The organism is Cellulomonas sp. HD19AZ1 (assembly GCF_004535805.1).
Lineage (GTDB): Bacteria > Actinomycetota > Actinomycetes > Actinomycetales > Cellulomonadaceae > Cellulomonas > Cellulomonas iranensis.
Window position 1 is genome coordinate 122025 of record NZ_SPHX01000008.1, and the last position, 19260, is coordinate 141284.

At 75.5% G+C, this 19260-nt stretch carries 21 protein-coding genes; 13 read left to right on the top strand and 8 right to left on the bottom strand.

Going from position 1 to position 19260, the window contains the following annotated elements; all coding sequences use genetic code 11:
• Nucleotides 1-5: 5 nt before the first annotated feature.
• Together E4A51_RS17465 and E4A51_RS17470 are read right to left on the bottom strand one after the other, a co-directional pair.
• Nucleotides 6-968 carry a carbohydrate ABC transporter permease gene (locus E4A51_RS17465; RefSeq protein WP_082740213.1) on the bottom strand — a complete coding sequence of 321 codons (963 nt, stop codon included), beginning with the start codon at nucleotides 966-968 and terminating at the stop codon, nucleotides 6-8.
• Between the two features lie 35 nt (nucleotides 969-1003).
• On the bottom strand, nucleotides 1004-2356 hold the full coding sequence (locus E4A51_RS17470) for a sugar ABC transporter substrate-binding protein (RefSeq protein WP_070320995.1): 1353 nt from the start codon (nucleotides 2354-2356) through the stop codon (nucleotides 1004-1006).
• 345 nt (nucleotides 2357-2701) lie between these two features.
• On the opposite strand from E4A51_RS17470, the gene E4A51_RS17475 reads away from it, so the two are divergent.
• Together E4A51_RS17475 and E4A51_RS17480 are read left to right on the top strand one after the other, a co-directional pair.
• Nucleotides 2702-4042 carry a TIM-barrel domain-containing protein gene (locus E4A51_RS17475; RefSeq protein WP_134852509.1) on the top strand — a complete coding sequence of 447 codons (1341 nt, stop codon included), beginning with the start codon at nucleotides 2702-2704 and terminating at the stop codon, nucleotides 4040-4042.
• On the top strand, nucleotides 4039-5154 hold the full coding sequence (locus tag E4A51_RS17480; RefSeq protein ID WP_206120099.1) for an arabinan endo-1,5-alpha-L-arabinosidase: 1116 nt from the start codon (nucleotides 4039-4041) through the stop codon (nucleotides 5152-5154). Before E4A51_RS17475 ends, E4A51_RS17480 begins: the two co-directional genes overlap by 4 nt.
• A 31-nt stretch (nucleotides 5155-5185) precedes the next feature.
• Here the strand turns inward: E4A51_RS17480 and E4A51_RS17485 are convergent, their stop codons facing one another.
• Nucleotides 5186-6052, bottom strand: a complete 867-nt coding sequence (locus tag E4A51_RS17485) for an HAD family phosphatase (protein WP_082740264.1) — start codon at nucleotides 6050-6052, stop codon at nucleotides 5186-5188.
• 64 nt (nucleotides 6053-6116) lie between these two features.
• Here E4A51_RS17485 and E4A51_RS17490 point away from each other — a divergent pair, with 64 nt between their 5' ends.
• Both E4A51_RS17490 and E4A51_RS17495 read left to right on the top strand, forming a co-directional pair.
• Nucleotides 6117-6437: a glutaredoxin family protein gene (locus tag E4A51_RS17490; protein WP_134852510.1), complete on the top strand. Its 321-nt coding sequence runs from the start codon at nucleotides 6117-6119 to the stop codon at nucleotides 6435-6437.
• A 49-nt stretch (nucleotides 6438-6486) separates the two neighbouring features.
• A complete protein-coding gene (locus tag E4A51_RS17495) occupies nucleotides 6487-7218 on the top strand; it encodes a redox-sensing transcriptional repressor Rex (protein WP_134852511.1) in 732 nt (243 codons plus the stop codon).
• 74 nt (nucleotides 7219-7292) lie between these two features.
• Here the strand turns inward: E4A51_RS17495 and E4A51_RS17500 are convergent, their stop codons facing one another.
• Complete coding sequence (locus E4A51_RS17500; protein ID WP_046529057.1) at nucleotides 7293-7838, bottom strand: YceI family protein; 546 nt, start codon at nucleotides 7836-7838, stop codon at nucleotides 7293-7295.
• Between the two features lie 74 nt (nucleotides 7839-7912).
• Here E4A51_RS17500 and E4A51_RS17505 point away from each other — a divergent pair, with 74 nt between their 5' ends.
• The 6 genes from E4A51_RS17505 to ccsB are packed head-to-tail and all read left to right on the top strand — an operon-like array spanning nucleotide 7913 to nucleotide 13717.
• Entirely contained in the window at nucleotides 7913-8482 is a 570-nt protein-coding gene (locus tag E4A51_RS17505; protein WP_134852512.1) for a MarR family winged helix-turn-helix transcriptional regulator, read from the top strand.
• 51 nt (nucleotides 8483-8533) lie between these two features.
• A complete protein-coding gene (locus E4A51_RS17510) occupies nucleotides 8534-9190 on the top strand; it encodes a histidine phosphatase family protein (RefSeq protein WP_087510493.1) in 657 nt (218 codons plus the stop codon).
• A 1-nt stretch (nucleotide 9191) separates the two neighbouring features.
• Nucleotides 9192-9905, top strand: coding sequence for a TlpA disulfide reductase family protein (locus E4A51_RS17515; RefSeq protein ID WP_134852513.1), 714 nt, complete (start codon nucleotides 9192-9194; stop codon nucleotides 9903-9905).
• Complete coding sequence (locus E4A51_RS17520) at nucleotides 9902-10834, top strand: cytochrome c biogenesis CcdA family protein (RefSeq protein WP_046529054.1); 933 nt, start codon at nucleotides 9902-9904, stop codon at nucleotides 10832-10834. The genes E4A51_RS17515 and E4A51_RS17520 overlap by 4 nt, the downstream gene beginning before the upstream one ends.
• 58 nt (nucleotides 10835-10892) lie before the next feature.
• Entirely contained in the window at nucleotides 10893-12686 is a 1794-nt protein-coding gene (locus E4A51_RS17525; protein ID WP_134852514.1) for a cytochrome c biogenesis protein ResB, read from the top strand.
• The gene (gene ccsB, locus E4A51_RS17530; RefSeq protein ID WP_070320558.1) at nucleotides 12683-13717 is read left to right on the top strand and encodes a c-type cytochrome biogenesis protein CcsB; all 1035 of its coding nucleotides are present in this window, start codon (nucleotides 12683-12685) and stop codon (nucleotides 13715-13717) included. The genes E4A51_RS17525 and ccsB overlap by 4 nt, the downstream gene beginning before the upstream one ends.
• 15 nt (nucleotides 13718-13732) lie before the next feature.
• Here the strand turns inward: ccsB and E4A51_RS17535 are convergent, their stop codons facing one another.
• The gene (locus tag E4A51_RS17535; RefSeq protein ID WP_070320557.1) at nucleotides 13733-14050 is read right to left on the bottom strand and encodes a PLDc N-terminal domain-containing protein; all 318 of its coding nucleotides are present in this window, start codon (nucleotides 14048-14050) and stop codon (nucleotides 13733-13735) included.
• 80 nt (nucleotides 14051-14130) lie between these two features.
• On the opposite strand from E4A51_RS17535, the gene E4A51_RS17540 reads away from it, so the two are divergent.
• Nucleotides 14131-14448, top strand: a complete 318-nt coding sequence (locus E4A51_RS17540) for a DUF4229 domain-containing protein (protein ID WP_087510498.1) — start codon at nucleotides 14131-14133, stop codon at nucleotides 14446-14448.
• Between the two features lie 53 nt (nucleotides 14449-14501).
• On the opposite strand, the gene E4A51_RS17545 is transcribed toward E4A51_RS17540, so the two are convergent.
• Entirely contained in the window at nucleotides 14502-15371 is an 870-nt protein-coding gene (locus tag E4A51_RS17545; protein WP_134852515.1) for a 1,4-dihydroxy-2-naphthoate polyprenyltransferase, read from the bottom strand.
• Between the two features lie 80 nt (nucleotides 15372-15451).
• On the bottom strand, nucleotides 15452-16609 hold the full coding sequence (gene menE, locus E4A51_RS17550) for an o-succinylbenzoate--CoA ligase (protein WP_134852516.1): 1158 nt from the start codon (nucleotides 16607-16609) through the stop codon (nucleotides 15452-15454).
• Between the two features lie 161 nt (nucleotides 16610-16770).
• On the opposite strand from menE, the gene E4A51_RS17555 reads away from it, so the two are divergent.
• Nucleotides 16771-17844, top strand: coding sequence for a DUF3048 domain-containing protein (locus E4A51_RS17555; protein WP_134852517.1), 1074 nt, complete (start codon nucleotides 16771-16773; stop codon nucleotides 17842-17844).
• A gap of 171 nt (nucleotides 17845-18015) precedes the next feature.
• Nucleotides 18016-18204, top strand: coding sequence for a hypothetical protein (locus E4A51_RS17560; RefSeq protein ID WP_046529047.1), 189 nt, complete (start codon nucleotides 18016-18018; stop codon nucleotides 18202-18204).
• Between the two features lie 7 nt (nucleotides 18205-18211).
• Here the strand turns inward: E4A51_RS17560 and E4A51_RS17565 are convergent, their stop codons facing one another.
• Nucleotides 18212-19195, bottom strand: coding sequence for a 1,4-dihydroxy-2-naphthoyl-CoA synthase (locus tag E4A51_RS17565; RefSeq protein WP_070320553.1), 984 nt, complete (start codon nucleotides 19193-19195; stop codon nucleotides 18212-18214).
• Between the last annotated feature and the right edge of the window lie 65 nt (nucleotides 19196-19260).

Sequence of the window (19260 nt, forward strand, 5' to 3'; positions counted from 1 at the left end):
GTCCCTCAGTCGATGCTGAAGCTGTTGCGCCGGTTGAGGCGGAACTGGATCAGGGTGATGACGAAGACGAGGATGCCGAGCACGACCGCCATGGCCGTCGCGTACCCCATCTGCTGGTAGCGGAAGGCCTGGCGCCAGATGTACCAGACCAGCGACGCCGAGCTGAACTCGGGGCCGCCTGTGGGCGTCATGATGTTGATCTCGGTGAAGATCTGCGCGCCCGCGATGATGTTCGTGACGACCAGGAAGAACGTCACCGGGCGGACCATGGGCATGGTGATCGCGCGCAGCTGCTGCCACCAGCTCGCGCCGTCGAGCGACGCGGCCTCGTAGAGCGAGGCCGGCACCGACTGGATGGCCGCCAGGTAGAGCAGCATCGAGTAGCCGAGGCCCTTCCAGATCATCATGAGGATGATCGCGGGCTTGACGGTCGCGGTGTTCTGCAGCCAGTTGGGGCCGTCGATCCCGAACCACGCGAGGACCTGGTTCACGAGCCCGAAGTCGCCGTTGTAGGCGAACTGCCAGACGATCGCGATGGCCGCGAGCGACGAGATGACCGGCACGTAGTAGATGGTGCGGAACGCGGTGCGCCCGACGATGCGCCGGTTGAGCGCGAGGGCCAGCAGCAGCGACAGCGTCAGGCCGATCGGGATGCCGATCATGTAGAAGAACGTGTTGAAGAGCGTCTGCCGGAAGTAGTCGTCGTTCAGCAGGCGCGTGTAGTTGTCGATGCCGATGAAACGCATCGGCCCCAGCCCGTTCCAGCTCGTGAGCGACGCGTACGCGGCGAACCCGAGCGGGTAGAGCGTGAACAGCAGGTACCCGAGCACGGGCGGGGCGACGAACGCGAGCGCCCACAGGGCCTCGGTGCGGTGCAGGCGGTTGCGCTCGCGCCGGGTGCGCAGCGGGGGCCGGCCGTCGGCGGCGACGGCCGCCGGTGGGGCCGTGACGGCCTCGGGACGCGACATCGGGTGGGTCCTCTCTGGTGCGGGACCGCGGTGCGTCAGCGTCCGGCGAACGCCTGCTCGGCGTTGGCGATGGACTCGTCGAGCAGCGCCTGCATGCGCGGCTGCACGTCGGCCAGGTAGTCGGCGGCGGTCTGCTTGCCGTCGAGGACCGGCTGGATGTTGGTCCAGAGCTCGTCGTACCAGGCGGCGCCGTACGTGAAGGCCGCGGGCATCGCGCGCCCGTAGTCCTGCGCGATGTCGAGGAACTCCTGGCGGTTGGCCGGCTCGGCGTCGGCGGCCTGCGCCCAGTCCGTCGCGACGTCGATGAGGTTGGGGACCTGGATGTTCGCGTCGACGAGCGTCTGCTGCGCCTGCGCGTCGGCCGACAGGTACGTCACGAGCTCGACGGCCTCGTCGGGGTGCTTCGACGTCGCGGAGACGCCGATGCCGAGCGACCCGACCCACGTGGCCGTCCCGCCGTCGCCGACGGTGGGCCAGGGGATGAGGTCGTAGTCGAAGTCGAGGTCGTTGTAGACGCTGACGTCCCACGGGCCGACGGGGAAGAAGCCGATCTCGCCGGCCATCCAGCGCTGGTACGTGTCGAGCGTCGCCGCGTCGGAGGCCGACGGCGTGACGGCGTCGACGGTGGTGAGGTCGGCGAACTTCTGCAGCGCGTCGGCGAACTCGGGGGTGTCGACCGTGACCGTGGTGCGGTCGGCGTCGATGAAGTCCGCGCCGTTGCTCCACACCATCGACTGCAGGTTCCACTGGACGTTGAGCCCGGTGCCCCACTGGTCGACGGCGCCGTCGCCGTCGGTGTCCGTCGTCAGCTGCTTGCAGATCTCGACGAACTGCTCCCACGTGAGCGGCGTGTCCTTGTCGGGCAGCGGGATGCCCGCGGCCTCGAGCATGGTCTTGTTGTAGCCGAACGAGAACGGGCCGATGTCCTTGGGCAGGCCGTAGAGGCGGCCCTCGGGGGTGCCCTGGAGCGTGCCGTCGAAGCGGTAGGAGTCGACGCCGTACTCCCAGAGGTTGTCGAGGTCCACGTCGGACGCCTCGACCTGGTCGGTGATGTCGAGCAGCACGCCCGACGCGACGTAGGACTGCAGCGACGCCTGCTCGATGTAGAACACGTCGGGCACGTTGTTGCCGGCGACCGCGGCCTGGAGCTTGGTGGCGTACTGGTCGGCGTCGGTGACGATCATCTCGACGTCGACGCCCGTGGCCTCGGTGTACTTGTCGATCGCGGCCTCGTAGGCCTTCTTCTCGTCGGGGCCGCCGCGGAACATGAAGGTGATCTTCTTGCTCCCGTCGTCACCGCCGCCGCCGTCGCTGCTGCACGCGGTGAGCGCGAGCGCGCCGACCAGCGCGGCACAGGTCGCGCCGACGACCAGCCTGCTCTTCTTCATCTGCCTGCCTCCCGTGGTGGTGGGTCGGTCAGGTCCACGTCCGTGCGGAGCCGCGGTCCCGGTGGCCCGGGGGCGCTGCGGCGCCCCTGCGCGTCGCCCGTCGCTCCTGCTGGTCGTCATTGACCTCTCCGATGCTGCAACGTCTCTACAACGTTGATCTACAACGTTGCACAAACTGACACGGGCACCGGCTCCCGGTCAAGCCACGATCGGGTAACGCCCGGCCGTCGGGGCCGTCGGCCCCCGCGACGTACGCTCGTGCGTGCCGTGCGCCACGCGTGGGTTTGACGCCGCGCCGCACGGTGCGGCAGAGTCGACTCTACAACGATGTAGAAGGAGTCGACGATGACGCTGGCCCTCACCCCGCCCATGGGGTGGAACAGCTGGGACTGCTACGGCACGACCGTCACCGAGGCCGAGGTCCTGGCCAACGCCCGCTTCATGGCCGAGCACCTGCTCCCGCACGGGTGGGACACGGTCGTCGTCGACATCGACTGGTCCGACCCCGCGGCCCGCGCGCACGGCTACACCGACGGCAGCGGCCTCGTGCTCGACGAGCACGGCTACCCCCAGCCCGACCCCGCGCGCTTCCCCTCGGCCGCCGGCGGCCGCGGCTTCACCGAGCTCGCCGCGCAGGTGCACGCGCTCGGGCTCAAGCTCGGCGTCCACGTGCTGCGCGGCATCCCGCGCACCGCGGTCGCCGCCGCGCTGCCCGTCGTGAGCCCCGACGGAGCGGTCGTCACGACCGCCGACGTCGCCGACACGTCGTCCGTCTGCACGTGGAACGGCCACATGTACGGGCTCGACCACACCCACCCGGCCGCGCAGGCCTGGCTCGACGGGCTCGTCGCACAGCTCGCGTCGTGGGGCGTCGACTTCGTCAAGGTCGACGACATGCTCGCGCCGTTCCACGCCGACGCGATCACCGCGTGGTCGCGCGCCATCGCGCGCTCGGGGCGCGACATCGTGCTGTCGCTGTCGCCCGGCACGCGCCTGTCCACCGCGCACCTGCCCGTGCTGCGCGAGCACGCGCAGATGTGGCGCGTGTGCGACGACCTCTGGGACCGCTGGGAGGACGTGCACGCCAACTTCGCGCGGCTCGCGCGGTGGGCGCCGTTCCAGCAGCCCGGCGGCTGGGCCGACGCCGACATGCTGCCCCTGGGGCGCATCGGGATCCGCGCCGAGCGCGGCGACGACCGCGCGTCGCGCCTCACGCCCGACGAGCAGCGCACGCTCCTCACGCTGTGGGTCATGGCCCGCTCGCCGCTCATGATGGGCGGCGACCTGCCGACGTCCGACGACGCGACGATCGCGCTGCTCACGACGCCCGCGGTCGGGCACGTGCTGCGCACCGGCGTCGACGGCCGCGAGCTGCAGCGCGAGCCCGCGGGCGACGGCGAGGTCGTCGTGTGGGGTGCGCGGTCCGGCACCGAGGCCACGCGCTACGTCGCGGTGTTCTGGACCGGGACCGGCGTGCGCACCGAGCACCTGCCGCTGTCCGCGCTGGTGGGCGACGCCGCCGCGAGCGCCCACCGCTGGACGGCCCGCGACCTGTGGGACGCAGCGCCGCTGCCCTACCCGCGCGCGACCGCCGCCGAGCACGACGGCGTGCTGACGCTCGACGTGCCCGAGCACGGCGTGCGGTGGGTCGCGCTCGAGCCCGCGCGTCGTGAGGGCGCCGCGTGACGGACGCGCCCGCCGGGCCCGCGCCGGACGCCCCGCCCGCGCCCGACGCCCGGCCGCGGCGCCGCGGCCGGGCGTGGGCCCTCGCGGCGGTCGGGGTCGTGGCCGCGCTGCTCGTCGGCGGCGGTGCGGTCCTGCTCACGCGTCCCGCCGCGCCCGCGGCGACCGCGCTCGAGCTGGCCGGTGACCTGCGCACGCACGACCCGGCGCTCGTCGTCGGCGACGAGGGCGAGCCCTGGTACGTGTTCTCGACCGGGGACGTGCGCGTCGGGCTCGGCGCGCCGCAGATCCGGCGCTCGACCGACGGCGGCCGCACGTGGGAAGACATCGGCACCGTCTGGGAGGCCGGCACGCGCCCGCGCTGGGTGTACGAGGCCGTGCCGGGGGTCGAGAACTTCTGGGCGCCCGAGGTCGTCGAGCACGACGGCACCTGGTACCTGTACTACGCGGCGTCGACGTTCGGCTCGAACCGGTCGGTGATCGGGCTCATGACGAACACGACGCTCGACCCCGACGACCCCGCCTACGCGTGGGTCGACCGGGGCGAGGTGATCTCCTCGACCCCGGGCGAGGACAACTGGAACGCGATCGACGCGGGCGTGGTCGACGTCGACGGCACGCCGTGGATGGCGTTCGGGTCCTTCTGGGGCGGCATCCAGCTGATCGAGCTCGCGTGGCCCGACGGCACGCTCGCCGACCCCGACGCGCAGCCCGTGACGATCGCGAGCCGCATCGGCTCGCCCAACGCGATCGAGGCCCCGTACCTCGCCGAGCGCGACGGCTGGTACTACCTCTTCGTCTCGCGCGACTCGTGCTGCCAGGGCTCCGACTCGACCTACAACATGGCCGTCGGCCGATCCCGCGACGTCACCGGGCCGTACGTCGACCGTGAGGGCCGGGACCTGGCCGCGGGCGGCGGCGAGCCGCTGCTCGCGACGCGCGGCGACATGGTCGGCCCCGGCGGTCAGTCGTACTCGAAGGGCTACCTGGCGTTCCACTGGTACGACGCCGCCGAGGGCGGCGACTTCCGGCTCGGCATCCGCGAGCTCGCGTGGGACGACGAGGGCTGGCCGGTCGCGACGACGCGCGAGGAGCAGGCGCAGGGCGCGGGCTGACGCGCGGGCGACGGGGCGGGTGCCCGTGCCGTCACAGGCCGCCCACGCGTCGTCGCAGCGAGCGTCGCACCGCCCGCACGACGACCGCGCCTGCCCACACCAGACCCGCGAGGCTCGCGGCGTTGACGCCGCGGCGGGCCTGCGTGCGCCGGTGGCGGAACTCCCGCACGGGCCACCCGACCTCCGCGGCGTGCCGGCGCAGGCGCCCGTCGGGGTTGATCGCGCACGGGTGGCCGACGGTCGACAGGATCGGCACGTCGTTGGTCGAGTCGCCGTACGCGTGGCACCGGTCCAGGTCGTAGCCCTCGCGCTCCGCGAGCGCGCGCACCGCGCTGGCCTTGGCCTCGCCGTGCAGCAGGTCGCCGACGAGCCGTCCGGTGTAGAAGCCCTCGTCGTGCTCCGCGACCGTGCCGAGCGCGCCCGTCGCGCCGAGGCGCCGCGCGATGAGCTCGCCGATCTCGACGGGGGTGGCGGTCACGAGCCACACCGCGTGCCCCGCCGCGAGGTGCGCGTCGAGCAGCGCCCGCGTCCCGGGGTAGATGCGCAGGCTGAGGACCTCGTCGTAGACGTCCTCGGCGATCGCGGTGACCTCGGCCACCGAGCGGCCGCGCATGATCTCGAGCGCGCGGGAGCGGACCTCGTCGATCTGGCGGCGGTTCTCGCCGAATGCGCGGTAGCGCGCCTGCTGGAACGCGAACGTCACGAGGTCGAGGTTGCGGAAGAACCCGCGGCGGTACAGGCCCACCGCGAGGTGGAACGCGCTGGCGCCGCGGATGATCGTGTTGTCGACGTCGAAGAAGGCCGCGACGCGCGTCCCGTCCGGCACGAGGTCGGCCCGCGGCGTCTCGACGGTGGCGGCGACGACGGCCGGCTCGTCGTTCCCCTGGCCCGCGTGCACCCGGCCACTGTAACGACCCGCGCGGGGCGGCGGTCGGCGCGTCCGCGCGCGCTAGCGTGGCGCCGTGACGCGGACGGGTGACGGGCAGGGGTCGGCGGCGACCGCCGCGGCGGACGGGACGCCGGCGCGGGTCGTGCTGTACGGGCGCGCCGGGTGCCACCTGTGCGACGACGCGCGGGCGCTGGTCGCGCGGGTGTGCGCGGAGGTCGGCGCGACGTGGGTCGAGGTGGACGTCGACGTGCCCGGCCCCGACGGCGTGCCGCCCGCGGACGAGCTCGGCGAGATGGTCCCGGTGGTCGACGTCGACGGCGTGCGCCGCGGCTACTGGCGCATCGACGAGGGCCGGCTGCGCAGGGCCCTCGCGGCGGGCGGCGGCAGGCTCTAGCGTGACGTCGTCGCCGGGTGCTCCCGGCGCTGAGGCTCGGGGGGTCGACGTGGACGCTCGGCGCACCGCCGCACGCGGCGGCACCGCCCGGGGTGCGGGCCGGGGTGCGGGCCGCGACGGCGGTCGCGGGACGCGCCGCGGCGAGGCCGTGCCGCCGGCGACGGTCGCGCGGCTGCCGGGCTACCTGCGCGCGCTCGAGGCGACGGCCGCGAGCGGTGCCGTGCTGACGTCCTCGGAGGAGCTCGCGCACCGGGCCGGGGTGACGCCCGCGCAGCTGCGCAAGGACCTGTCGCACCTCGGGTCGTACGGCCGCCGCGGCGTGGGGTACGACGTCGAGCACCTGCGCGAGCAGGTCACGGTGGCGCTGGGGCTGTCCGACGTGCGCCGCGTGGTGCTCGTCGGCGTCGGCAACCTGGGGCACGCGCTCGCGAACTACGCGGGCATCGCGGAGCGCGGGTTCTCGCTCGTGGCGCTGGTCGACGCCGACCCGGCGGTCGTGGGCACGACGGTCGCGGGGCTCGTTGTCGAGCCCGCGGACGACCTCGCGGGGGTGGTGGCGCGCGCGGGCGCGACGATCGCGGTGCTGACGACGCCGGCCGCGGTCGCGCAGCGCGTGTGCGACGAGCTCGTGGCCGCGGGGGTCGTGGGGGTCCTGACGTTCGCGCCGGGCACGTTGCGCGTGCCGCCGCACGTCGACGTGCGGGCGGTGGACGTCGCGTCCGAGCTGCAGATCCTGGCGTTCCACGACCGTGCGCGCGGTGCGGGCGGCGGGGCGTCGTAGCCCCGCCTGCGGGTGAGACGCCGCGAGGGCGCGACCGGTGCGGTCGCGCCCTCGCGGGACGGTGCTGCGGTGCGTCAGGCCTTGATGGCCGAGACGTCGAGGTCGATGCGGACCTTGTCGGCGACGAGCACGCCGCCGGCCTCGAGCGCGGCGTTCCACGTGAGGCCGAACTCCTTGCGGGAGATCGTCGTGGTGGCCTCGAACCCGGCGCGGGTGTTGCCGAACGGGTCGACGGCGGTGCCGTTGAACTCGGTCTCGAGCTCGACCTCGCGGGTCACGCCGTGGATCGTCAGGTCGCCGACGACCACGTAGGACGAGCCGGCCTCGCGGACGGCCTTCGACACGAAGGTCCACTCGCCGAAGACCTCGACGTCGAAGAAGTCGTTGCCCTTGAGGTGGCCGTCGCGGTTGGCGTCACCGGTCGTGACGGTCGACGGGTCGAGCGTCACCGAGACGGCGGACGACTCGAGGTCCTCGCCGACGGTGAGGGCGCCGCCGGTGACCGCGACGGTGCCGCGGACCTTCGAGATGCCGGCGTGGCGGACCGTGAAGGACGCCTCGGTGTGCGAGGGGTCGATGTTCCAGGTACCGGTGGTGAGGCCGGCGGGCAGAGCGGACATGGGTTCCTCCGGGGGATCGACGAGAATCGTTGACACAACAAGTATGCGGTGGTTGATATTTCTACTACAGTGGGATGCGAGCCGCAACCCCCGACCGTGAGGAGCCCGCCGTGACCGACGCCGCGCCGACCGACGACGTGCGCTGGCTCGCCGCGGACCAGCAGGAGCACTGGCGCGCGTTCCGCGACGGCACCGCGCTCCTGCTCGACGTGCTCGCGCGCGAGCTCGACTGCGGCAGCGGCCTGTCGCTGGGGGAGTACGAGGTCCTCGTCCGGCTCTCCGAGGCCCCGGGGCGCGCGCTGCGCATGTCCGAGCTCGCCGACGACCTCGCGCACTCCCGCAGCCGCCTCACGCACACCGTCGCGCGCATGGAGCGCGCGGGCCTCGTGCGCCGGGAGCCCGTCCCGGGCGACGCGCGCGGCGTCGCGTGCGTCCTCACCGACCACGGCTGGCGCGTGCTCGTCGCCGCCGCGCCCGGTCACGTCGAGTCCGTGCGCCGGCACCTCGTCGACGTCCTCGACGACGCGCAGCTCGCGGCGCTCGGCGCCGCGATGCAGGTCGTCGTCGACCACCTGCGCACGCCCGCGTGCGAGCGCGCCCGCGACCAGGGCGACGTGAGCGACGTCACCGCCGCGAGCGCCTGAGGGCCCACGTCCCGGCGCCGGGCACACAGGAGACTTTGCGAGACTGTGCGCATGGTCACCACGACGGTCCACCTGCTCCGCCACGGTGAGGTCCACAACCCCACGGGCCTGCTCTACGGCCGCCTGCCCGGCTACCGGCTCTCCGAGCGCGGGCAGCAGATGGCCGAGCTCGTCGCGCGCACGCTCGCGGGCGACGAGGGAGCCCCGCGCCGCGACGTCGTGGTCGTCACCGCCTCGCCGCTGCAGCGCGCGCAGGAGACCGGGACCCCCATCGCCGAGGCGTTCGGCGTCGCGCTCGGCACCGACGAGCGCCTCATCGAGGCCGAGAACCACTTCCAGGGCCTGCGGTTCGGCGTCGGCGACGGCTCGCTGCGCCACCCCGCGCACTGGCCCCACCTGCGCAACCCGTTCCGGCCGTCGTGGGGCGAGCCGTACGTCGAGCAGGTCGACCGCATGCTCGCGGCCGTCGACGCCGCCCGCGTCGCGGCCCGCGGCCACGAGGCCGTGCTCGTCAGCCACCAGCTCCCCATCTGGGTCACGCGCCTCGCGCTCGAGAACCGCCGCCTGTGGCACGACCCCCGCAAGCGGCAGTGCTCGCTCGCGTCCCTCACGAGCCTGCGCTTCGAGGACGACACGCTCGTGGGCGTCGGCTACGGCGAGCCCGCCGCGGCGCTGCTGCCCGGCGCGTCGCAGGTCCCCGGGGCCTGACGTGCGTACCTCCCGCACCTCCCGCACCGGCCGGGCCGCGCGCGTGCTCGCCGCGACGGCCGCGCTCGCCGTCGTGCTCGCCGGCTGCGCCGCCGGCGACGGGTCCGGCACGCCCGACGACGTCGTCGACCAGGGCTACCAGTCCGGCGACGGGTCGACCACGACGTGGGCGCCCGCCGACCGCGTCGGGCCCGTCGACATCGCCGGGACCGACTACGAGGGCGGCGCCCACGACCTCGCACAGCTGCGCGGCGACGTCGTGCTCCTCAACACCTGGTACGCCGCGTGCCCGCCGTGCCGCGCCGAGGCGCCCGACCTCGCGGCCGTCGCGACCGACTACGCCGACCAGGGCCTGCACGTGCTCGGCATCAACAGCCGCGACGCGGCCGGCACCGCGCAGGCCTTCCAGCGCGAGCTCGCCGTGCCGTACCCGTCGCTCGACGACACCAGCGGCGCCGCGGTCGCCGCGCTGCAGGGCGTCGTGCCCGTCAGCGCGGTCCCCACGACCGTCCTGCTCGACCGGCAGGGTCGCGTCGCCGCGCGCGTGCTCGGCCTCGCCGACGGCTCGGTGCTCCGCTCGCTCGTGGAGGAGCTGCTCGCCGAGGGCGACGCCGGCCCGGACGCGACGCCCGCGCCCGCCCCGGGCGCGACCGGTGGTGCTGCCGCCGACCCGGCGGCCGTCGACCCCGTCGACACCGCGGACGCACCGCGGTGACCGGGGGCGGCGCGCTCGCGCTCGACGTCGGCTCGACCGTCGCCGGGGGCTCGCTGCTGCTCGCGGTCCCGGTCGCGCTGCTCGCCGGCCTCGTGTCGTTCGCGTCGCCGTGCGTGCTGCCCCTGCTGCCCGGCTACGCGGGTCTGCTCGGCGGGCTCGCCGCCGGCGGGCCCCGCCGCACGCCGGGCGCCGCGCTCGGGCTGGTCGACGCGACCGACGTCGTGCGCGTCGGCGACGGCACGCCCAGCGGCGACGCCGCCGCGGCCGTCCCCGTGACCGGCCCCGCTCCCGCGACGGGAGCGCGCGTCCGGACCGCGCCCGACCCGTCCGACGCCTCAGGTGGCCGCCGCGTGCTCGTGCTCGGCGTGACGCTGTTCGTCGCCGGGTTCTCGGCCGTGTTCGTCGCGTTCGGCGCGCTCGCGGGCTCGCTCGGCGCGGTGCTGTGGCAGTGGCAGGACCCGGTGAGCCGCGTGCTCGGCGCCGTCACGGTCGTCATGGGTCTCGCGTTCCTCGGCGCCGTGCCGTTCCTGCAGCGCGAGCGGCGCGCGCACGTCGCGCCGCGCACCGGTCTGTGGGGTGCGCCGCTGCTCGGCGTCGCGTTCGGGCTCGGCTGGACGCCCTGCATCGGACCGACGCTCGCGGCGATCCTCACGCTGTCGCTCACGGGCGGCTCGGCCGGGCGCGGTGCGCTGCTGGCGGTCGCGTTCTGCGTGGGCCTCGGCCTGCCGTTCGCGCTCGTCGCCGTCGGGCTGCAGCGCTCGCGGCGGGCCGTCGCGTGGCTCGGGCGGCACCGGCTCGCGGTGCAGCGCACCGGCGGTGCCGTCCTCGTGGTGCTCGGCGTCGCGCTCGTCACGGGCGCGTGGGGCACGTGGGCCGCCTGGCTCCAGGGCCTGCTGACCGGCGCCGACCCGTTCGTCCCGGTGCTGTGAAGGTGGGTGCGCAGGTGGTTGTCGAGACGGGTGCCCAGGTGGCGGCGAGGCTGACGACGTGACCGACCGACCGCGCGAGGCCGCCCGCCCCGGCTACCGGCCCGAGGGCCTCGACGACGCCTTCAGCGACGACGCGGCGCGTACCGCGGCGTCCGACGACGCGTCCGGTGCCGACGCGCCGGCCGGTGGCACGACGACCGGCGCCGACGGCACGAGTCCCGAGCCCGCGGCCCTGCCCGCGCTCGGGCCCGTCGGCTGGCTGCGGTGGGCGTGGCGCCAGCTCACGAGCATGCGCGTCGCGCTGCTGCTGCTCGTGCTGCTCGCGGTCGCCGCCGTGCCCGGCTCGGTGTTCCCGCAGCGGCCGCAGGACCCCGCGCGCGTCGCCGAGTACCTCACCGAGCACCCCGACGTCGGCCCGTGGCTCGACCGGCTCGGATTCTTCGACGTGTACGCGTCGGTGTGGTTCTCGGCCGTCTACCTGCTGCTGTTCGTCTCCCTCATCGGCTGCATCCTGCCGCGCACGCGCGTGCACCTGGCCGCGCTGCGCGGCCGCCCGCCCCGCACGCCGCGCCGCCTCGGCCGCTTCCCCGCCCAGGGCGCCGGCACGTCCGACGACGCGCCGCGTGCGGTCGCCGAGCGCGCGGCGGCCGTGCTGCGCCGGCGCCGGCTCGGCGTCCCCGCGTTCCGCGTCGACGTGCACGACGAGGGCCGCGGCACGTGGTCGGTGTCCGCCGAGCGCGGCTACCTGCGCGAGACCGGCAACCTCGTGTTCCACCTCGCGCTGCTCGGCCTGCTGGTCTCGGTCGCGACCGGGCAGCTGCTGCACTACCGCGGGCAGGCGATCGTCGTGCAGGGCACGGGCTTCGCGAACGTGCAGGCCGGGTACGACTCGTTCGAGCGCGGCAGCGCGTTCGACCCCGCCGACCTCGAGCCGTTCACGCTGCGCCTCGACGACTTCGAGTCGCGGTTCGACCCGCGCACGCTGCAGTCGCGCGACTTCACCGCGCACGTCACCGTCACCGAGCCCGGCGGCGAACCCACGCCCGAGCAGATCAAGGTCAACCACCCGATCGTCGCCGGCGGCGCCAAGGTGTACCTCATGGGGAACGGCTACGCGCCGCACCTCACGGTGCACGACGCCGCGGGCGAGGTCGCGTTCTCGGACGCCGTGCCCTTCCTGCCGCAGGACGAGGTGTACACGTCGCGCGGCGTCGTCAAGGTGCCCGACGTCTCGGGCGGGCAGGACCAGGTCGGTCTCGTCGGGTTCCTGCTGCCCACCGCCGTCGAGGCGGCCCCGGGCCTGTGGCGCTCGGTCGACCCGCAGCCGGCCGACCCGCTGCTCGTGCTGTCGGTGTGGCGCGGCAACCTCGGCCTCGACACGGGTGTCCCGCAGAACGTCTACCGGCTCGACGAGTCGCGCATGCAGCAGGCCGTTGACGACGCGGGCGACGTCGTCACGCTGTACGTGCGGCCGGGGGAGACGGTCGACCTGCCGGACGGGCTCGGCACGCTGACCTTCGACGACATGCCGCGGTTCGTCGCGCTCGACCTGCGGCACGACCCGTCGCTCGCGTGGGTGCTGACGTTCGCGCTGCTCGCGCTCGCGGGGCTCATGGCGTCGCTGTTCGCGCCGCGTCGGCGGCTCTGGCTGCGCGCCGCGCCCCGAGCCGGCGCCCCGCAGGACGAAGGTCCCGGGGGCGCGGCTACAGTGGTGACCGCCGCCGGCCTCGCCCGCGGTGACGACGTCGGTCTGCAGCCCGAGCTGGACCGTGTCCTCACCGCTGTGCTCGGTGCGCAGCCCGCGGCGCCCCACGGCGACCCCGGGCCCGATCCGCAGGAGGACAGGACATGAACGTCGCCGAGCTGAGCGACCTGTTCGTCTGGTCGGCCGCGACAGCGCTGACCATCGCGCTGGTCGCGTACGCGATCGACCTCGCGCGCGCGACCGAGGCCGCGCAGGCCGTGCGTGCCGCGCGCCGGCCGGCCGTCGTGGGTGCCGGCGCCACGTCGGGCGGGGACGTCCTCACGGCCGACGCGCCACCCGCAGCACCGGCGGCGCCCGCGCCGCGGCGCCGCGCGGCCGGCATCGCCGGCTCGACGCTCGTGCTCGGCACGGCGCTGCTGCTCGTCGCGATCGTGCTGCGCGGCGTGGCCGCGGGCCGCTGGCCGACCGCCAACATGTACGAGTTCACGATCGTCGGCACGTTCTGCGCGACGGCCGTGCTCGTGGTCGTGCAGCGCCGGCGCGCGATCGCGTTCCTCGGCGTGCTCGTGACGGGCATCGCGGTGCTCGCGCTCGTGCTGGCGCTCAACACGCTGCACGTGCAGGCCGACGCGGTGCAGCCCGCGCTGCAGCGCTACTGGCTCGTCATCCACGTGGGCGTCGCGATCCTCGCGACGGGCGTCTTCACGGTCGCGTTCGCGACGTCCGTCCTGCAGGTCCTGCAGGACGCGCGCGCCGAGGGCCGCTCGCGGCTCGAGCGTCCGTGGCGTCGCGCGGACGGCCTGCGCCAGGCGTTCCACGGTGCGCGCGTGACCGGTCCCGCGTTCGCGTGGCTCGAGCAGGTGCCCGACGCGCGCCGGCTCGAGGCGCTGTCGTTCCGCCTGCACGCCGTCGGCTTCGTGCTGTGGACGTTCACGCTCATCGGCGGCGCGATCTGGGCCGAGGAGGCCTGGGGCCGCTACTGGGGCTGGGACCCCAAGGAGGTCGGCACGTTCGTCGCGTGGGTCGTCTACGCCGCGTACCTGCACGCGCGCACGACGCGCGGGTGGGCCGGGCGTCGCGCCGCCTACATCGTGTTCGTCGGCTACGCGGTCGTCCTGGCCAACTTCACGGTCGTCAACCTGTTCATCACGGGGAAGCACTCCTACTCGGGCCTCTGAGGCCCGCCGGGCGCGTCAGGCGGACGCGGCGTCGTCGGTGTCGTCGCCGCGCGCCTGCTGCTCGCGTCGACGCCGCTCGAGGTCGAGCCGGCGCAGGAACTCGGGGTCGTCGTCGGGTGCCACCGGCCCGCGCGCAGCACGCGACTGGCCCGGGGCCGGCGCGCTGCGGCTCACGAGCAGCCACAGGACGCCCCCCAGCACCGGCAGCAGCACCACGAGGACCCACACGAGCGTCGGCACGCCCCGCCGCCGACGAGCGTCGCTGCCCAGCACGTCGAACGCGCAGTACAGCGCGAAGGCGGCGATCAGCACGAACGGCAGGTACCTGAGCACCTGTCCACCCTAGACGGCGACCCGTCAGGGTGGGGTCCGCCGCGGTCCGGACGGGCGTCGTCCTGACCTACGCTGGGCGGGTGCCCGTCGTCGTCTACTCCGTGCTGCGTCTCGTGCTGTTCGCCGCCGCGACCGGTCTGCTGTGGTGGGCCGGCATGCGCTCGTGGCTCGCGCCGCTCCTGGCCGCGTTCCTCGCGTGGGGGCTGTCCTACGTGCTCCTGGGCCGGCAGCGGGACCGCGCGGCCCTCTGGCTCGCGGAGCGCGCCGAGCAGCGTCGCGCGCGGGGCGGCCGTACGGCGCGCGAGGCGGCCGACGCCGACGCGGAGGACGCCGAGGCCGAGGGGTCGAGCGGTGCCGTGCGGGAGTGGCCCGAAGGCCGACGGCCTGCCGGGACCTGACGGTCCGCGACCGGTCCGCGACCGGTCGGGCCGAGGGGTCCGCGACCCCTCCGTCAGAGCGCCAGGCCGAGCCCCAGCGCGACGCCGAACCCGAGCTCGAGCGCGCCCGTGCCCGCGAGCACCGGCACGAGCGCGATCCCGCGGGCGCCCAGCAGCACCACGACCGCCAGCACCACCGCGGGTGCGAGCAGCAGCAGCACCAGCAGCGACCACGGCGCGGCGAGCGCGCACACCGCACCCAGCAGCACCGGCAGGACCACCATCACCGCGTACACGCGGCGCGCGCGGTGCTCGCCGAGCCGCACGGCGAGCGTGCGCTTGCCGACCACCGCGTCGGTCGGCACGTCGCGCAGGTTGTTCGCCATGAGCAGCGCGCACGCGAGCAGCCCGACCGCGACCGCGCCGACGACGGCCGGCCACGTGACGGAGCCGAGCTGCGTGTACGTCGTGCCGAGCACCGCCACCAGGCCGAAGAACACGAACACGCCGACCTCGCCGAGCCCGCGGTACCCGTACGGCCGCCGGCCGCCGGTGTAGGTCCACGCCGCGACGACGGCCAGCGCACCGACGCCCAGCAGCCACCACGCGCCGGACAGCGCCACGAGCCACAGGCCCAGGAGCGCAGCGACGCCGAACGCCGCGAACGCGGCACCGCGCACGTGCGTCGCGGGGGCGGCGCCCGACGCGGTCAGCCGCATGGGTCCCACGCGGTCGACGTCCGTGCCCCGCACGCCGTCGGAGTAGTCGTTCGCGTAGTTGACGCCCACCTGCAGCGCGAGCGCGACGCCCGCCGCGAGCAGCGCGCGGCCCGTCAGCGCGCCGTCGGCCTGCGCCGCGGCACCGGTGCCCACGAGCACGGGCGCGACCGCGGCGGGCAGCGTGCGCGGTCGCGCACCGGCGACCCAGTCGGAGGCGGAGGCCATGGTGCTCCTGTTCGAGGACGTCGGGGCGGCCGCGGTGCGGCGCGGCGGCGGGGAGGGGACGGGGCGGGTCGCAGCCGGGCTCACGGCGAGCCGGGCGGGTGCACCGCGGTGCGCTCGAGCGCCACGCGTGCGGCGGCGCGCCGGTCGGGCTTGCCGGGACCGCGCAGCGGCAGCGCGTCGACGACGACGACCTGACGGGGTGCGCTCGCGGGACCGAGCGCCGCGGCCACGGCGGTGCGCAGCGTGGTCAGCGGCGGCGGCGTGCCGTCCTGCGTGACGACGAGCGCGACCACGGCCTGCCCCCAGTGCTGGTCGGGCACGCCGACCACGCAGACCTCGCGCACGCCGGGCAGCGCGGCGACCACGTCCTCGACCGCGTGCGGGTCGACCTTCACGCCGCCCGTGACCAGGACGTCGTCCAGGCGGCCGAGCACGTGCAGCACGCCGTCGTCGACGCGTCCGCGGTCGGCGGTGCGCAGCCAGCGCTCGTCGCCGGAGGTCGTGAACGTCGCGGCGTCGAGGTCCGGCCGGTGCAGGTACCCGGCGGCGAGCACGGGCCCGCTCAGGCTGATCCGCTGCTCGGCGTCGACCGCGACCCGCACGCCCGCGAGCGGCCGGCCGTCGTACACGCAGCCGCCGCACGTCTCGGTCATGCCGTAGGTCGTGACGACCCGCAGGCCCGCGGCGCGGGCGCGTGCGAGCAGCGGCGGCGGGCACGCGGCACCGCCCACGAGGATCGCGTCGAACGCGCGCGCCGCCGCGGTCGCGCCCGGGTCGTCGAGCACGCGCACCAGCTGGGTCGGCACGAGCGACGTGTAGTGCGGGCCGGGGCCCGCGGTCGCGGCCCGGGCCGCCGCGGCGAACGTCGCGGCCCGGAACGGCCCGTCGGCCAGCACCCGCGGCGGTGCCCCCGCGAGCAGGGCCCGCACGACGACCTGGAGGCCCGCGACGTGGTGCACGGGCAGCGCGAGCAGCCAGGCCCCCGGGCCGTGCAGCCGCTCGGCGGTCGCGTCGGCCGACGCCCGCAGCGCGGCGGCCGTCAGCATCACGTCCCGCGGGCGACCCGTGGAGCCCGAGGTCCGCACGACGACCGCCACGTCGGAGGGCACGTGCGCGAGCCCCTCGCGGGGGGTCGTCTCGAGGCAGCGCACCGCGGGCCCGGTGCCGTCGAGCGCGGCGGACAGCGCGCCGACGAGGTCCGCCGCACCGGCGGGCACGTCACGCAGCGGCCGTTCCACCCGGACAGCCTAGGTGGTCGCGCCGCCGGGGTCCGCGGGGCGCGTCCCGGGCAGAGGCGCCCCGACGTGGTCGTAGAGTGGCCCGCGGTCCGGGAGCGGGAGGGGGCACGACGCCCCGTCACGCACGACGAGAACCGCGCGAGCGGGGGACGGGAGACACGATGGCGGCGACGTCACGCAGGGACGCGGCGGCCCGCGGACGGGGTGCGGCCCTGCTGGTCGTGGGCGCGCTCGCGCTCGCGGCCTGCGGCTCGCAGCCCGCGGAGCCGGCGCCGACGGTCACCCAGCGCGCCGACGTCGCGGTCGACAAGGGCGCCGTCCCGACCCCGGAGGTCGCGCCGGTCTGGCCCCTCACGGGTGTCGCGGGGCAGCCCGACCCTCGCCCGGCGATCGCCGTCAAGATCGAGAACACCGCGGCCGCGCGGCCGCAGACGGGCCTCGAGCAGGCGGACGTCGTGTGGGAGACCATCGTCGAGTTCGAGGTGTCGCGCTTCGTCGCGGTCTTCCAGTCGCAGGTGCCCGAGGAGGTCGGGCCCATCCGCTCGGTGCGCCCGATGGACCCGCTCATCGTCGCGCCGCTCGGCGGCCTGCTCGTCTACTCGGGGGGGCAGCCCGGCATCCTCGCGCTCGCCCAGCAGGCGGGCGTGCAGATCGTGTCGCACGACGCGGGCGCGCCCGGCATGTACCGGTCGAAGGCGCGCAAGGCGCCGCACAACGTGTACGGCGACCCCGCGCGGTGGTGGGCCACCGCCGAGGCGGGCCGCACCGCACCCGCGCAGCAGTTCGCGTTCGCGCGGTCGGCCGAGCAGGCGTCCGCGACGGTCGGCGGCACGCCCGCGACCACGCTCGACCTCCGCCTGTCGGGGCAGTCGCACCCGGTGTGGTCGTGGGACGCCGCGAGCGGCACGTGGCTGCGGTCGGAGGGCGGCAGCCCCGCGACCGCCGCGAGCGGCGCACGGCTGTCCGCCGTGAACGTCGTCGCGATCACGGCCGGGCACCCCAACACCGAGTTCGGTGCGCAGGGCGGCGCGCCCGTGCCGACCTACGAGCTCGTCGGGTCGGGCGACGCGGTGCTCGCGACCGGGGGCAAGACGCTCCCGGTGCGCTGGCAGAAGGACGCCCAGGACCAGCCGCTGCGGCTGCTGTTGCCCGACGGCTCCGAGGCCACGCTGGCGCCGGGCAACACGTGGGTCGAGCTCGTGCCCGCCGGCAGCGGCACGCTCACCGTCTCCTGACGGTCCGACCCGGGCGCCGCGGTGCCCGGGGTCGATACCTCAGGACGACGACCGGGTCCGGTCCGTCGTCCCCGCGGGGGAGCCGGCTCCACCCTCCGGCCGGGGCCGCGCCCGCCACGACCCACCCGCGGTGCGACGCGCGCGCGGGGTGCCGGCGGCGAGGCTGAGGGCATGGCCGCACACACCACGTTCCCCGCCTCCGTCCGCCCCGCCCGCACGCGTCGCGACCCCGAGGACCACTCGGTCCGCTCGGCGGTCGCCGTCGTCGCCGCCGGTCTCGTGCTCGTCGCGCTCCTCGTGGGCGGCGGCGCGGTCGTCGCGACGCTCGTCGAGATGATGACCTGGATGAGCCAGGGCTGACGCGGCGTCAGTACGCGTACGGGAACCCGGACCAGTCCGGGTCGCGCCGCTGCAGGAACGCGTCGCGCCCCTCGACGGCCTCGTCCGTCATGTACGCCAGCCGCGTCGCCTCGCCCGCGAACACCTGCTGACCGGCCAGCCCGTCGTCGGCGAGGTTGAACGCGAACTTGAGCATGCGGATCGCCTGCGGCGACTTCGTCGCGACCACGCGCGCGTACTCGAGCCCGGCCTCCTCGAGCTCCGCGTGCGGCACGACGTCGTTGACGGCGCCCCAGCGGTACGCGTCGTCCGCCGAGTACTCGCGGGCCAGGAAGAAGATCTCCCGCGCGCGCTTCTGCCCCACCTGGCGGGCGAGCAGCGCCGAGCCGTAGCCGCCGTCGAACGAGCCGACGTTCGCGTCGGTCTGCATGAACCGCGCGTGCTCGCGGCTCGCGATCGTCAGGTCCGCGACGACGTGCAGCGAGTGCCCGCCGCCGGCCGCCCAGCCGTTGACGAGCGCGACGACGACCTTGGGCATGGTCCGGATCAGCCGCTGCACCTCCAGGACGTGCAGGCGCCCCGCGCGGGCCGGGTCGACGGCCTCCGCGGTCTCGCCCTCGGCGTACCGGTAGCCGTCGCGGCCGCGGATGCGCTGGTCGCCGCCCGAGCAGAACGCCCAGCCGCCGTCCTTGGGGGACGGTCCGTTGCCGGTGAGCAGCACGGTGCCGACGTCGGAGGTGGTGCGTGCGTGGTCGAGCACGGCGTAGAGCTCGTCGACGGTGTGCGGCCGGAAGGCGTTGCGGACCTCGGGGCGGGCGAACGCGACGCGCACGACCGGCAGGTCGCGCGCGACGGCGCCGGCGGCCGCCTGCTCGCGCGTGGGGCGCGCGTACCCGCGGTGGTAGGTGACGTCCGTCAGGTCCGCGAACCCCTCGACGTCACGCCACCGCGCGGGGTCGAAGGTCTCGGAGACACGCTCGGGCAGGGGGGCAGGGGCACCGCTCTCGCTCACGCGGCCACCCTAGCGACGCGCGTCGGCGCCGGGACGCGCGGTGGTGCGCCGCGCGGGCACCGGCC